Here is a 14,233-nt window from a genome sequence, read left to right as displayed (position 1 = left end):
AAAGTATACGGAAAATGTTTATTCTGCATGGAAGTAAACGAAGACGAACCGCTATTAAAAAAGGCTGGCATCCGGGGGATGCCAGCCTTTTCCGTTAAGCCGCTTCCAAACGATCACTTCAGAAAAGTCACTTTCTTCTTATTATATATATCGAAGGCTACGGCCGCCAACAGGACAAGACCCTTAATCCCCTGCTGCCAGTCGACCCCCAGACCGATGAGCGACATCCCGTTGTTGAGCACGCCCATGACGAGGCCGCCGATAATGGCGCCGAAGACCGTTCCGATACCGCCCGTCGCCGATGCCCCACCGATGAAGCTTGCGGCGATCGCGTCCAGCTCAAAGTTGGTGCCGGCTCTAGGCGTGGCCGCGTTCAGGCGTGCCGCAAAGATGAGGCCCGAGATGGCGGCCAGCACGCCCATATTGACGAAGACCCAGAACGTCACCTTTTTTGTCTTCACGCCGGACAGGTCCGCCGCTTTCTCGTTGCCGCCGAGAGCGTAAATATGGCGTCCCATCACGGTTTTGTTCATGACGAACGAGTAGATAATAATGAGCACCAGCAGCAGAATCAGAATGTTCGGCAGCCCGGCGTAGATCGCAAGCATAAAGGTAAATGCGTTGATGATGGCCGCAATGACGACGAGCTTCAGGATGAACAGTCCGCCGGAAACCACTTCAAAGTTATACTTCTTTTGCGCTCTGCGGTCGCGGAGCTCGTTGACGATATAGATGACGGTGAATAGAATACCCGCCAGCACCGCCACGATATTCGTTCCGGCACTGCCGAAATCCGGAATGAAGCCGGAGCTGATCTTCTGAAATCCGTTCGGAAACGGCGCGATGGACTGCCCTTTCAGCACGATCATCGTCAGACCGCGGAACAGCAGCATGCCGGCCAGCGTAACGATAAACGCCGGGATTTTTACATAAGCGACCCAAAAGCCCTGCCAAGCGCCGATCAGCGCACCGACAACGAGGGAGGCGATCACGGCGACAACCGGATGCCAGTGCAGGTCAACCATCATAATGGCGGCCACCGCACCGACGAACGCGGCGATCGAGCCGACCGACAGGTCGATATGCCCGGTAATAATGACCAGCACCATCCCGATCGCCAGAACGAGAATGTAGCTGTTTTGCAAAATCAGATTGGTAATGTTAATCGGCTTGAGCAGCAGGCCGCCCGTAATGATTTCGAACAAAATCATGATGACGACAAGGGCGATGATCATCCCGTACTGCCGGATATTATTTTTAAACAATTTAACCAACGTTTCCATGCTTGGCCCCTCCAGTCTTGGTCATATATCTCATCAGCGTCTCCTGCGAAGCTTCTTCACGGCTCACTTCGCCCGTGATCCGGCCAGCGTTCATCACATAAATGCGGTCGCAGATCCCTAGAATTTCCGGGAGCTCGGAAGAAATAACGAGGACGCCTTTGCCCTCATCGGCCAGCTGATTGATAATCGTATAAATTTCGTATTTGGCCCCCACGTCGATTCCGCGCGTCGGTTCATCGAGAATGAGGATATCCGGCTCGGAAAAAATCCATTTGCTCAGCACCACCTTCTGCTGGTTTCCTCCACTGAGATTCCCCGTTTTCTGCAAAATGTTCGGCGTCTTAATCTTCAGCTTCTTCCGCATTTCCTCCGCCACCAGAACCTCCTGCTTATCGTCGATCACCGTGCCCTTGGCCAGCTTGGGCAGGCCCGTCAGCGAAATGTTGCGCTTGATATCGTCGATCAGGATCAGGCCGTAATGCTTGCGGTCCTCTGTCACGTACGCAAAGCCGTTGTTGATCGCCTGCGTGATCGTGTTGTTCTGGATCGGCTTTCCGTCCTTGATCAGCGTCCCGGAAATGTTGCGCCCATAAGCTTTGCCGAAAATGCTCATCGCCAGCTCCGTCCGCCCGGCCCCCATCAGCCCGGCAATGCCGACGATCTCCCCGCGCCGGATATGAAGATTGATCTGATCCAGCATTTTGCGGTCGCTCCGCTGTTCGTCGTACACGGTCCAGTCCTTGACCTCCAGAATCGTATCGCCGATCTTCGGCGTGCGCTCCGGATACCGGTTCGTCAAGTCCCGTCCGACCATGCCGCGGATAATCCGGTCCTCGTTCACGTCCCCGCCCTTCATGTCAAGCGTCTCGATCGTTTGGCCGTCCCGCAAAATCGTGATCGAATCGGATACTTTCGACACTTCGTTCAGCTTGTGGGAGATGAGAATGCAGGAGATGCCCTGCCGCTTGAATTCCAGCATCAGCTGGAGCAGGTTTTCGCTGTCGTCCTCGTTAAGGGCCGCGGTCGGCTCATCCAGGATGAGCAGCTTGACCTTTTTGGAGAGCGCTTTCGCAATTTCGACCAGCTGCTGCTTGCCGACCCCGATATTGCCCACGGGCGTGTTCGGGTTTTCCTTCAGTCCCACTTTGTCCAGCAGCTCTTTCGCTCCCGTGATCGTTTCATTCCAGTTCATGATGCCGCGGCTCGACCGTTCATTGCCGAGGAATATATTTTCTGCAATCGACAGATACGGGATCAGCGCGAGCTCCTGGTGGATGATAACGATGCCGAGCTCCTCGCTGTGCTTGATATTTTTAAATTCGCAGGTTTTCCCTTTGAATAAAATCTCTCCGTCATAGGTACCGTGCGGATAGACCCCGCTCAGCACCTTCATCAGCGTCGATTTGCCCGCCCCGTTCTCCCCGCACAGGGAGTGAATTTCGCCTTCCCGGATTTTAAGGTTCACGTTGCTCAGCGCCTTGACGCCGGGAAACTCCTTCGTAATGTTCCGCATTTCCAAAATGTATTCCGACATGTGAGCTTCACCTTCCCCTCGCTTCGCTTATGTTGATTCCGAACTTCGGACTACTTCAGGCCGATTTCCGCCTTGGTGTAGTAACCGGATTCCACCATCTCTTTCTCGACGTTCGTCGCATCGACCGATACCGGCGGCAGCAGATAAGCCGGCACGACTTGGATGCCGTTATCGTAAGACTTCGTATCGTTGACTTCCGCCTTCTGGCCCTTCAGGATGCTCTCAGCCATCTTGACCGCCTGCTCCGCCAGCTTGCGGGTGTCTTTGAACACCGTCTGCGTCTGCTCCCCGGCGACGATGGACTTGATGGAAGCAAGCTCGCCGTCCTGGCCGGTGATGATCGGCATCGGCTTTTTGGCCGTGCCGTAGCCGACGCCCTTCAGCGAAGAAATGATCCCGATGCTGATGCCGTCGTACGGCGACAGCACCGCGTCCAGGTTCGCGTTCGAGTAGTTCGCGCTGAGCAGGTTATCCATCCGGGATTGCGCCAAGGCGCCGTCCCAGCGGAGGGTCGCGATCTGCGCCATCGTCGTCTGCTTGCTGCGGACGACCAGCTTGCCGGAGTCGATATACGGCTTCAAAATGGACATCGCGCCGTCGTAGAAGAAATAGGAGTTGTTGTCGTCCGGCGACCCGCCGAACAGCTCAATATTGAAGGGGCCTTTGCCTTCTTTAAGACCGAGCTTCTGCTCGATGTAAGAAGCCTGAAGCACGCCGACTTTGAAATTGTCGAACGTCGCGTAGTAGGACAGATACGGCGTGTTCCGGATCAGCCGGTCATAGGAGATGACTTTAATCCCCTGATCATGCGCCTTCTTGATGACGTCGGTCAGCGTATTTCCGTCAATCGAGGCGACGACAATGACGTCAACCCCCTTGGTAATCATGTTCTCGATTTGCGAAATCTGGTTCTCGACCACATCCTCCGCAAACTGCAAATCGGTCTTGTAGCCTTTTTCCTGGAACAGCCGCTCCATGTTTTTGCCGTCGTTCACCCAGCGCTCGGACGATTTGGTCGGCATCGCCAGCCCGACATAGCCCTTGCTTTTATCACCGGCTCCGCTCTCGGCCAGATTGCAGGCCGTCAGGGCCATCAGCATCGCGACCATCAGGAGCGCTAACATCGCTTTCTTCATCGGTACGTTCTCCTTTCCGGTATGCCCAAGGTCGAGAGCGCTTACATCCAATGGATCGTAAAGCCTCTCTGTACTTCAAAGGATACATGCTGACCCGCGCCGGGGTCTTTCCACGGATCGAACCTTTTTTATAAATTTCAAACCTTTGTTGGGATCGTTGCCGGAGGTGCATGCCAGGGTAAGACGCGGGGGGATGGCTATAAGGGCAAATAAAAAACGACCGAAAAATTTCGGTCGTCGGTCGTTAGGTTTATTATGATGCCGCCTGTTCGCTCCTCCCGGGCCTCTACACTTCCTGATACGCGTCGCCGCGCCGGTACCGGTTGGGAGAGACGCCCATCACCTTCTTGAACGCTGTGCTGAAGTAATGCTGGCTGTCGTAGCCGACCTGCTCGGCAATTTCGTAGATGGTCAGGTTCGTCGCGTTCAGCAGTTGGATCGCTTTGCGGATCCTCGTCTGCGTCAGGAAGCCGACGAAGGAAGTCCCCAGCTCCTTTTTCAGCATCCGGCTCAAATAAACCGGCGATACCTGCAGGCTCTCCGCAAACGACTCCAGCGTAAGTTCGGGCCGGTCGTAATTGTCGTGGATGAGCTGCCGGGCCCGCCGCACCAGCGGGGACAGCTGCGCGTCCCGGAACACCGCCTCCCGGCAGGCGTCATACGCGGCCGCCATAGCACCCGGGCCTTCCGGCACCGCCTCGATCTGGCAGTGGACGGTGATTTTCAAATATTGCTGCACCGCCGATTCAATATTCGCTGCCATTTCCAGCGGCGCGTTATTCCACAAGCAGATGCCGATCAATTCCGTATGCTCGCGGAATACCTGATGGGGCGTATCCTGCAGCAGCTCCGAGACGATGTTCTCGATCGCGAACAAATACAGCTGTCTCTCGCTCTCTTTCATCAGCGTCTGGTTTGAGGCCGTCTCCGGCCATCTGACAATCCCCAGCTCTACCGGGAAACCGGCAGGCAGGCCGAGAAATTCCAGCTGCTCAAGCGCATTACCGTCATCCACCAGCCCCTGAATCCACTCCTGGCAGAAGCGCTGCCGCAGGAGGGGGATGTTCCGCTCAATCTGCTCAGAGGCCTGCTTCAGATAGTGGCTCTGCACCTGCTGCTCATCAAGCTCCTGCTTGACGCTCTGCAGCACCTCTTGCAAATGGCCGCTGTTGACCGGCTTCAAAATATAATCCTTGACGCCGAGGCGGATAGCTTCCTGCGCGTAGGCAAATTCGTCATGTCCGGTAATGATGACAAACCGGCACGCCGGGCGTTCGGCCTTCAGCCGCTTCATCAGCGTCAATCCATCCATGATCGGCATATTCATGTCGACCAGAACGATGTCGACCGCTTCGCGCAGGGCGAATTCAAGCGCTTCCTCCCCGTCCTCCGCTTCGCCGGCGACCTCCATGCCAAGCGTCTCCCAATCCACCGAATCCATGATGCCTTCCCGGATAATCGGTTCATCGTCCGCAATCAGCACTTGATATCGCTTCTTCATTAACGATCTCTCCCATCTTGTACACGTTGCGCCGGGACCGTATGCAGCAGCGGATGCTCGATCATCACGCTCGTGCCCGTGCCTTCCGTACTCTCGATGCTAATTCCGTATTTTTCCCCAAAAGTCAGCGCAAGCCGCGCCTGGACGTTCAGCATGCCGTAGCTGCGGCTGGCCGGTCCACCTTCTTCCGGTGGATGATCCATGGCCGCCAAAGGATCTTGAAGCTGGCGGCGGAGCGCATCCAGCCGCTCCTGGGACATCCCCGCCCCGTTGTCCTTAACAATGAGGCGCAGGACGCCGCCCTCCACCTCAGCGGATACCCGTATGATGCCCGGGCCTCGGCGTGCCTTAATGCCGTGATAGATGGCGTTTTCAACGATTGGCTGAAGCACAAGCTTTAGAACGTACAACCCTTCCGCTTCCTTGGGCAGATCCAGCTCGTAGGTGAGCCGGTCCCGGTAGCGCGTCTTTTGAATCTGCAAATAGCTGGAGATATGCGTCCATTCGTCGGTCATCGGAATGATGTCATCCCCTTTGCTGAGCCCGATCCGGAACAGCCTGGACAGCGACTCCACCATATCGGACACATCGTCGGCCCCTTTTTTCTTAGCCATCCAATGGATCGTATCCAGGGTATTGTATAAAAAATGCGGCTTGATATGCGCCTGCAGGCTGCGCAGCTCCGCTTCGCGCTTCTGCCGTTCCCGAAGCTCGCTCAGCTTCAGCAGCTTGCGGATTTCGGCCAGCATCCGGTTAAAGCTGCGGCCCAGCATACCAACCTCGTCCTGCCTTCCGCCCCAATACCGGATCGTCAAATCCCCGGATTCGGCCTTCTGCATAAAGGCCATCAGCTGGCGGATCGGCCGGGACACGGACTGCGACAGCGTATACGAGGCCGTCAGGCCGAACATGCAGACGACAAACAGGAAGCAGATGACGTAGAAGCGGATCTCCCGCACTTCGCGGACCGCTTCGCCGCTGTCGAATACGCCGATGGTCCGCCAGCCTGTAAAAGACGAGGTGCCGTAAATAAACTGCAGCCGCCTGCCGTCGACCTCATGCCTGAACATGCCGCTGTCTTCCCGGGGAATCCAGGATGAAGGAATGTCCCGAACCAACGGTTCGTCCGGGGTGTAAATGGCCGAGCCGCCGGCATCGGTTACCATCAAATACCCGTTTTTACCGAGGGTGACGTTCCGGACCGTGCTGGCCACCGCCCGCAGTTTCAGGTCGATCAGCACGGCTCCGGTGACTTTACGCGTATCCGGATCGACAAAGGACCGCACGACCGAGATCAGCTCATCGTTGGCATAATGCACATGCGTCGTGACGTTTCGCTCAGAAGGATGCCCCAGCACTGTAAAAATCCCTTCGTGTCCCGCGGCCTCCTCATACCACGTATCCCGGGTCAAATTGGCCGGCGTCCGGGCATACATTTCGTTGCTGATGTAATCGCCGTTTTGGTTCACGACCAGGATGGCGGCAATTTCCGGATACAGCGTCGTGAAGCCCTGCAGATACTTCTTCAAGGCGTACACTTCCCCGTTTTGGTCATTAATCTGCGGGCGCTGCGCTTGTCCGGCAACTCCTCCGGTGGCACCCGCCCCTTCAGCGGCGATCTGCCCATTCAGGAACCGGTTGATAGCCGGGTCAAAGCCGATCAAATACGTAATGTTCTGCAAGTTTTCGATATCGTTATCAAGCGTCTGATTGACTTTGCCGATGAGCTGCACCGTGTTCGCCGTGACCTGCCCGTCGACGATCCGGTTGACCGTCCAGTTGACCAATGCGCCGAGCGCAATCGACGGAAGGATGCCTACCATCAGAAAAAGGATAATCAGCTTGTACCGCAGAGGCAGATCGCCGAACCGGGTCCACTGCAGCAGACGCTGCCGCCAATTGTTACGCAGTTTATTTCGCATAATAATCCTTCACATTCTCGCGGGTAACGATCGTAATGCCGGTATCCACCCTCGGAGGCAGAGGGGATACGTCGTTGCCCAGCGTCGGTGCAGGAACGGTCAGTCCATGATGAAGATGGAATAAATACTGCAGCGACCAGTAGCCCATATTCCACGTCCCCTGTGCAATCGTCGCTGAAATCGTGCCGTCGGATATCCGGTCCAGCGTCTCTTTATTGGTATCAAACCCGATGATCTTCACCTTCCCGGTCCGATTCGCTGCGATCACCGCGTCGGCCGCTCCGGTGCCGCCGCTGGCTTCCGTCACGAAAATGCCTTTAAGGTCCGGATGCTTACCCAGCATGTCCGCGGCCGCAGCCTTGGCGATCATGGCGTCGCCTTTTCCTTCCTTCACCTCAACCACCGACATCGCCGGATACCGGCTCGCGATCGTTTCCTTGAAACCTGATGTGCGGTCGCTGTGGTTTTGCTGGCCGGACTGCGTGATGATGCCGACCTCGCCCTGCCGTCCGACGATTTGCGCCATTTTATCGGCAGCCGCCACACCCGCATCGTAGTTATTGGTCGCAAGAAAAGAGTACGCCTTGCTGTCCGGTGCGTCCGAGTCGAACAGGACGACAGGAATGCCCGCATCTACTGCCTTGTTGATCGTCGCGGTCAAAGCGTCGGAATCGATGGCCGACAGCGCGATGCCGGCAGGCTTTTTGGCAATGACCTGCTCAAGGACGGTGATCTGCTCCTGCACGTCGTACTGGGTGGCTCCGTGGTATTCGACGGACACGCCGAGGGCGTCGCCTCCATCCTCGAAGCCTTTCACAATATTTTTCCAATATTCCATTCCGGATTGGAAGGTCACCATCACATAGTTCTCCCCGATGCTGCCGTGAAGCCCGCCGTCCGGCCATGCAGAAGAACGCTTGTCATCCATCCGGTACATAAATACATAGACGCCAAACGCAATGATTAGTACCAGGTAAACCATCATCATCTTCTTCATCTGCGTTTCCCCTTGTCACAGTCTGCTGAACTCTATGGAATCGGTTACATTATAGCACAAGGCAAACTTTTGGGAAGCGCAAGAACTTGCCAATATCCGATTCACTCTCCTGCAGCACCACCTTTTACTGTCCATCGGCGAACCCTTGATGCTCCCCTGATTTCACCGGAATGGCCAATAGATATTGGGGGAAGCTCATGAGCTTTCCGTTGTTTTTTATCTCTAAAGTGAAACCGATCCGGGAAGCAACACGTAAAATCTTTAGGTACGGTTATAGAATCTTTAAGGTTTTCCTCAGGTTTGCTGTCTATAATGACCTTAGGCTGAAGATCTCACATACCCCATACCTGTTCACACAAATGACCCGTAACAAAATACATGAAAAGAGGATTTTTAACCATGAATATAAAGCGAGTGATGATTGTCGGAACGATGGTCGTGATCATGTCCTTTGGAAGCACCGCGTTAAGCGCCTCCATCACAAGCGCAAGCCCGGCCGCCAAATGGGCCGCTACCGGCGTAAAGGATAAAGACGAACTGCTGGAAGCTCTCCACCAGGACTCCGACGAGGAACTGTATGAAGCACTGTATGAGGGCAAGTCCCTGCATGACATCGCAGCTGACCAAGGAGCGGACATCCAGAGAGTCATCGATCTGCAAGTATCGCAGCTGACCCGCCAGCTGGATGAGCGCCTGCGCAAAGGGAGCATTAGCTCCGATCAATATGCGGCGCACAAGGCTGAACTAAGGGAAATCGTCGAACGAAGCGTCCATACTTCATTCGGGTAACTGGAGGTACATACGACCGTCCAACGTTTTGATGGTCATCCGGGCGCTCCGATACGGATCCGGCGTTCACACATGGAGGATAACATGATTCTCCCCGGCCAACGGAAACACAATGCTCGAACGAAGTTCAAACGAAAAGTGATAACGAAATTTGTAAACCAGCCTGGACGCGTTGTCCAGGCTGGTTTTTTGATAAGAAAAACGTCTATCGACGTACCTTCAAAGAAGACAGACCGCTTCTAGAGGAGGTTTTTCTTGCGAGATCAGGAAGCAGAAGCTCCGAAACTTATACGTTCTGATCTCTTAAGAAAAACGTCTATCGACGTACCTTCAAACAAGACAGACCGCTTCTAGAGGAAGTTTTTCTTGCGAGATCAGGAAGCAGAAGCTCCGAAACTTATACTTTTCTGATCTCTTAAGAAAAACGTCTATCGACGTACCTTCAAAGAAGACAGACCGCTTCTAGAGGATGTTTTTCTTGCGAGATCAGGAAGCAGAAGCTCCGAAACTTATACTTTCTGATCTCTTAAATAAAGACCCCGCCGGCGCCCGGCAGGGTCTTTCGTCTGTTTCCTCTTCCCTCAATGCATATGGAACTTCGAAAGCAGGGATCCTTCTAGAAAATCGCATGCGGGGCGGTGCCCACTCTCCAAAATTGCCCGACTTTCTCAAACTTGACCGTCACGTATGCCGGACCCTGAAGATGCTCCGGGTAAGGAACGCTCAGCTTATACACGCGCTGCGTATCCGTCATGCTGAGCAGTTTGGCCGTCGCCTTGTCGAATTCCAGAATGTTGCCGCCATCGGCGTTCAGCTGGGCCAAACGACCATCATGAGAAATGAAATATTTGTCCACAAAATAGGCCGCAGCCTTTTCCGTATATACGGACTTCAAATAGTTCATCAGCTTCTCCCGGGTTCCGATATCATCGGATAAGTACCGGTACTGCCGGCCATCCACCTCGAATGTGTCCCCTAATCCCTTGCCGCCGCCCAGGGCATAAAAATACCGCTTTTCGGCTTCTATGATTAATGGCGTCACGCTGGTATGGTTCAGCTTGCTGATCTTGGTCGCGTCGGTCACGACGACCTTCTCTACCGTTTGTGCCGGCACCTGCGCCGGAGCAGCCGTGCTCCCCGCCGGAGCCGCTCCGGCCGCAGCAGCCAGCAAGCTTGCTCCCATCAAACCGGTTGCTAGTGTAAATCCAATTTTTCGATTAAGTTTCATCTTGTATGATCGCCTCCACCCTGTTAAACGAATTCAGGATGGAAAAAGTTTCATCCAGGAAACGATAAGCTATGATTTGAAATGTTTAAACTGCGGCAAATATTCGCGATTGGCTTCAAACATCTCATCAACCATCGATTTGATCTCAGCCAGGCTGAGGACCGCGGAAGTCAGCGGATCGAAGCATACCGCATGGAATACTTTCCGCGGATCGCCCGTAAGCGCGCCTTCCACAGCCATTTCTTCGCAGCGGGCGCTTATATTGGTCAGGGCCGCCAGCTGATCCGGCAGCGCTCCCACATGAATCGGCTCCAGCCCTCGTTTCGAAGCCAATACCGGGACCTCAACGCAGCAGCCGTCAGGCAAATTATCGATCAAGCCATGATTACGGACGTTGCCATTGAATTTAAACAAAGTGCCATCCCCAATCGTGGCGTTAAAGATATACGCGGCGTACTCTTCGCCACGCTTCAATTCGACAGGCTCATTCATCCAGCGCTGCATCTGTTCCTTCCAGCTGCCCTGCCTCTGTTCGTAGCCTTTGATAATATACGCGTATTCACCGGGATTCCAGCCCGTGCCGTTCGTGCAGTACTTTTCAATCAAATCCGGACGCTTTCGGAACCAGGCATTGTATTCAGAGTTATGGCCGCTGGATTCTGTGACGTAATAATCCAGGTGAAGGAACATTTCATTTCGGACCTGCTCCTCGTTGTAAATGTCCGGATGATTCACCGCCTCCCGGATGAGCGGATACGCGTCTTGCCCGTTCCAGCGAAAATCCAGGTAGAACGCCTGATGATTGATGCCTGCACATAGATACGTAATCTCCTCTTTAGGCGCCCCGATCCACCTGGCCAGCATCGATGCCGTTCCCTGCACGCTGTGGCACAGACCTGTCACGGTCACGTTCGTTTCGCTCTGCATCGCCCTGCACAGCATCGCCATTGGATTCGTATAATTCAGAAATACCGCCTGCGGACAGTATCGCTCGATATCGCGGCAAATGTCCAGCATCACCGGAATCGTGCGGAGCGCCCTGAATATGCCGGATGGCCCGCGCGTATCTCCGACATTAATGTCCACGCCGTACTGTTTCGGAATTTCGATGTCTTTCCGCCATACGTCCAGGCTTCCCGCCAAGATCGTGCAGACGACTCCGTCCGCGCCGTCGAGCGCTCTGGTCCTGTCGGTATGCGCCTCAACTTTCGCCGGATAGCCTCCGGCCGAAATGATTTTCTCCACCGTCTTCTTCGCAAATCCGAGACGCTCCTCGTCAATGTCAACTAAAGGGATGATGCTGTCAGCGAGCGCAGGGAACGTAAGCAGGTCGCGAACGAGGTTTTTCGTGAACACGAGACTGCCTGCCCCGATAAATACGATCTTCTTCACTGCCGAATTCCTCCCTTTGATCAAGCTGCATGCGGCCAGAACCCCGGCCTGTCAGCTGTCAGCCTTTGATGCCTGTCGTCGAAATCCCCTGAATAAAGGTCTTTTGAGCAAAAAAGAACAAAATGATTATAGGCAGCGTCGCTACGGTGGAAGCCGCCATCAGCATCCCCCAGCGCGTGCCGTATTGACCGATAAACTGCTGCAGCCCAAGCGATACGGTGTACATTTTCTCGTCGCTCAAATAAATTAACGGTCCCATGAAGTCATTCCAGTTGTTCATGAACGTAAATAACGCCACTGTGGCGAATGCCGGACGGGCGAGCGGGAGGATAATCTGCCAGAAGGTCCGGAATTCCGAACAGCCGTCGATCTTGGCCGCCTCGGATAGTTCCTGCGGAATCGTCAGAAAAAACTGCCTCAGCAGAAAAATAAAAAACGCACCGCCTAAAAATGCCGGGATAATGAGCGGTTTGTAGCTTCCCACCCAGCCGATCTTTTTGAAAATGACGAAAATCGGAATCATCGTGACCTGGGAAGGCAGCATCATCGTGCTGAGCATAATCATGAACAGTACGTTCCGTCCCGGCCATTGGATTTTGGCAAACCCGTAAGCCACGAGAGCGGAGGAAACGCAGGTGCCGACCATTGTCCATATGCAAATCGTTAACGTATTGAGGACGTAAGTACCGAACGGGACAAACGTAAGCGCCTCCGGAAAGTTCGACCATAGGAACTGATCCGGAATCCACTCCGGCGGCCATTTGAAAATTTGCGCCTCCGGTTTGAGCGCGGTGGACAGCATCCAGACAAAAGGAAAAAGAAAGGTGATGCCCAGCAAGATCAAGCAAACGTGGGCGATCAGCTGTTGAAACACGCCTTTCTTTGTTCTGCTTAATTTCGTGGTAGATTGTGCCTTGATTTCAAGCATCTCGGGCCTCTCCTTTCACGGTTATGAAGGCAGGAGGAAGGGGTAACCCCGAATTGGATCCCTTTCCTCCCTGCCCTTATCCGTTATTTGCCTCCGGCTTTGGCGATCTCTTCTTCGACTTCTCTCTGCAAGGTTTCCAAGGCCTGCTTCGGATCTTTGTTTCCCGTCATGACGGACTCTTCGGCTTTTGCCGCCCGGTCCCAATAATACTGCTGCACCGGAATGACAGGGGTGATCTTCGCGTTGGGGCTGCTGAGCAGATCGACGAACGTTTTTCTGGCCGGAATTTCATTCATGAAGTCCTGGTAGGCCTGCTTCTCTGTAATCTTTGGCGATGGCGGGATCCATCCGCCCTTGGTCAGCATTTGCGCCGCCCAATCTTCGTTATGGTAGCCAGTCAGCCACAGGATGAATTCCCACGCCTCTTTCGGATGCTTGGCTTTTTCCGGAATGATGTTAAAGTTTCCATTGACCCAGGTCGCGTCCGGTTTTCCGGTTCCTTCCGGGTAGGGCAGCGTCATGACGCCGTACTGAAGGTCCGGTGCATAATTTTTCAGATCCTCCAGCCTCCACATGCCGTCCATCGCGAACACCTGCTTGCCGCTGAGGAAAGACCACGCCGAGTTCACGTTGGAAGACATGCTTTTGTTAAATGCGGCGACTTTGGTCGGATCGTATTTTTTCGCGTAAGACTGAAACCATTCCAATGTGGCCAGGTTGTTCGGATCGGTTGCCGTCGGCTTGCCATCCTCATCCGCCCATTTTCCGCCGAAAGCGGTGCTCCACTGGGTAAGCCCGCTCGGCATATAGCCGACCCGCTGGATGAATCCGCGTTTATCCAGCTTCCACAATTTGTCCTGCATTGCATCCAGCTCCTGGATCGTGGTGGGCGGTTTTTCCGGATCGAACCCTTCCTCTTTCAAAATATCCTTGTTGTAATACATCGCCAACGTATTCATCGAAAAGGGGATCGCATACATTTTTCCCTTGTAAGTTCCAATTTCCTTTACCGTAGGATACATCCATTCGCCCAAATCCGGCGCGTCGGCCTGGATGTACGGATCCAGTGAAGCGATGGCTCCCTTTTCCGCCCATGAGGGAATGATCTGGTTCCACTGCGTCATGACGTCGGGCGGATCCCCGCCGGCCTGTGCCGTCAAAAATTTAGCGTTGGCATCGCCGGTAATGGAGAGCGCGGTCACATGGATGCCGGGATGCGTCTGATTGAACTCATCGACCAGGCTGTCGATCAGCTTCTTCCAGTCACTCGTCCACATATGCCAATATGTAACTTCTACGGCTTTTCCGTCGCCTTTCTTCCCGGAATCGGAAGAAGGGGCGGACGTATCTTCCTTCTTGCCGTCCTGCCCGGCCGCCGGAGTACCCGGTGAGGAACATGCTATTAGACCGGCAAGCATCAGCATGATCAGCACTATCGATAAGAACGGTTTGAGCGTTGACTTCATTCCATGCACCTCCGATATCGTTTTACCTTTCCCCGCCATAGAAAACCCAGCGTGCCG

Annotated in this window: 11 protein-coding genes; 1 reads left to right on the top strand and 10 read right to left on the bottom strand. The window is 54.4% G+C overall.

Annotated elements, in window-relative coordinates:
* Positions 1-113 precede the first annotated feature (113 nt).
* The 6 genes from mmsB to BCV73_RS05195 all read right to left on the bottom strand — a co-directional run bounded on the left by mmsB (position 114) and on the right by BCV73_RS05195 (position 8,373).
* Complete coding sequence (mmsB, locus tag BCV73_RS05220; protein WP_089546345.1) at positions 114-1,283, bottom strand: multiple monosaccharide ABC transporter permease; 1,170 nt, start codon at positions 1,281-1,283, stop codon at positions 114-116.
* Positions 1,267-2,817 (bottom strand): multiple monosaccharide ABC transporter ATP-binding protein, encoded by a 1,551-nt coding sequence (mmsA, locus tag BCV73_RS05215; protein WP_089546344.1) that lies wholly within the window; start codon positions 2,815-2,817, stop codon positions 1,267-1,269. Before mmsA ends, mmsB begins: the two co-directional genes overlap by 17 nt.
* Before the next feature lie 50 nt (positions 2,818-2,867).
* Positions 2,868-3,953, bottom strand: a complete 1,086-nt coding sequence (gene chvE, locus BCV73_RS05210) for a multiple monosaccharide ABC transporter substrate-binding protein (RefSeq protein WP_089546343.1) — start codon at positions 3,951-3,953, stop codon at positions 2,868-2,870.
* A gap of 286 nt (positions 3,954-4,239) precedes the next feature.
* Positions 4,240-5,454 (bottom strand): response regulator, encoded by a 1,215-nt coding sequence (locus BCV73_RS05205; RefSeq protein WP_089546342.1) that lies wholly within the window; start codon positions 5,452-5,454, stop codon positions 4,240-4,242.
* Complete coding sequence (locus tag BCV73_RS05200) at positions 5,454-7,376, bottom strand: cache domain-containing sensor histidine kinase (RefSeq protein WP_089546341.1); 1,923 nt, start codon at positions 7,374-7,376, stop codon at positions 5,454-5,456. The genes BCV73_RS05205 and BCV73_RS05200 overlap by 1 nt, the downstream gene beginning before the upstream one ends.
* A complete protein-coding gene (locus BCV73_RS05195; RefSeq protein ID WP_076168841.1) occupies positions 7,366-8,373 on the bottom strand; it encodes a substrate-binding domain-containing protein in 1,008 nt (335 codons plus the stop codon). The genes BCV73_RS05200 and BCV73_RS05195 overlap by 11 nt, the downstream gene beginning before the upstream one ends.
* Before the next feature lie 399 nt (positions 8,374-8,772).
* Here BCV73_RS05195 and BCV73_RS05190 point away from each other — a divergent pair, with 399 nt between their 5' ends.
* A complete protein-coding gene (locus BCV73_RS05190; RefSeq protein WP_089546340.1) occupies positions 8,773-9,162 on the top strand; it encodes a hypothetical protein in 390 nt (129 codons plus the stop codon).
* 616 nt (positions 9,163-9,778) lie between these two features.
* Here BCV73_RS05190 and BCV73_RS05185 read toward each other — a convergent pair.
* The 4 genes from BCV73_RS05185 to BCV73_RS05170 all read right to left on the bottom strand — a co-directional run bounded on the left by BCV73_RS05185 (position 9,779) and on the right by BCV73_RS05170 (position 14,176).
* Positions 9,779-10,390, bottom strand: a complete 612-nt coding sequence (locus tag BCV73_RS05185) for a DL-endopeptidase inhibitor IseA family protein (RefSeq protein WP_089546339.1) — start codon at positions 10,388-10,390, stop codon at positions 9,779-9,781.
* 69 nt (positions 10,391-10,459) lie between these two features.
* Positions 10,460-11,782, bottom strand: coding sequence for an alpha-galactosidase (gene melA / locus BCV73_RS05180; RefSeq protein WP_089546338.1), 1,323 nt, complete (start codon positions 11,780-11,782; stop codon positions 10,460-10,462).
* Between the two features lie 58 nt (positions 11,783-11,840).
* Positions 11,841-12,710 (bottom strand): carbohydrate ABC transporter permease, encoded by an 870-nt coding sequence (locus BCV73_RS05175; protein WP_089546337.1) that lies wholly within the window; start codon positions 12,708-12,710, stop codon positions 11,841-11,843.
* Between the two features lie 83 nt (positions 12,711-12,793).
* Positions 12,794-14,176 carry an ABC transporter substrate-binding protein gene (locus BCV73_RS05170; RefSeq protein ID WP_179231894.1) on the bottom strand — a complete coding sequence of 461 codons (1,383 nt, stop codon included), beginning with the start codon at positions 14,174-14,176 and terminating at the stop codon, positions 12,794-12,796.
* Positions 14,177-14,233: the final 57 nt, after the last annotated feature.

Source organism: Paenibacillus sp. SSG-1, assembly GCF_002224835.1.
Taxonomy (GTDB): Bacteria; Bacillota; Bacilli; order Paenibacillales; family Paenibacillaceae; genus Paenibacillus_AQ; species Paenibacillus_AQ favisporus.
Note: the sequence above shows the minus strand (reverse complement) of the source record. Positions and strands in the feature narration are given on the sequence as shown.

What these genes read in the sequence shown, in the direction of transcription:
- BCV73_RS05195 (WP_076168841.1), bottom strand. Translation starts at nt 8,373, where the DNA reads ATGAAGAAGATGATGATGGTTTACCTGGTACTAATCATTGCGTTTGGC.
- mmsB (WP_089546345.1), bottom strand. Translation starts at nt 1,283, where the DNA reads ATGGAAACGTTGGTTAAATTGTTTAAAAATAATATCCGGCAGTACGGG.
- chvE (WP_089546343.1), bottom strand. Translation starts at nt 3,953, where the DNA reads ATGAAGAAAGCGATGTTAGCGCTCCTGATGGTCGCGATGCTGATGGCC.
- BCV73_RS05170 (WP_179231894.1), bottom strand. Translation starts at nt 14,176, where the DNA reads ATGAAGTCAACGCTCAAACCGTTCTTATCGATAGTGCTGATCATGCTG.
- BCV73_RS05175 (WP_089546337.1), bottom strand. Translation starts at nt 12,710, where the DNA reads ATGCTTGAAATCAAGGCACAATCTACCACGAAATTAAGCAGAACAAAG.
- BCV73_RS05190 (WP_089546340.1), top strand. Translation starts at nt 8,773, where the DNA reads ATGAATATAAAGCGAGTGATGATTGTCGGAACGATGGTCGTGATCATG.
- BCV73_RS05200 (WP_089546341.1), bottom strand. Translation starts at nt 7,376, where the DNA reads ATGCGAAATAAACTGCGTAACAATTGGCGGCAGCGTCTGCTGCAGTGG.
- mmsA (WP_089546344.1), bottom strand. Translation starts at nt 2,817, where the DNA reads ATGTCGGAATACATTTTGGAAATGCGGAACATTACGAAGGAGTTTCCC.
- BCV73_RS05205 (WP_089546342.1), bottom strand. Translation starts at nt 5,454, where the DNA reads ATGAAGAAGCGATATCAAGTGCTGATTGCGGACGATGAACCGATTATC.
- BCV73_RS05185 (WP_089546339.1), bottom strand. Translation starts at nt 10,390, where the DNA reads ATGAAACTTAATCGAAAAATTGGATTTACACTAGCAACCGGTTTGATG.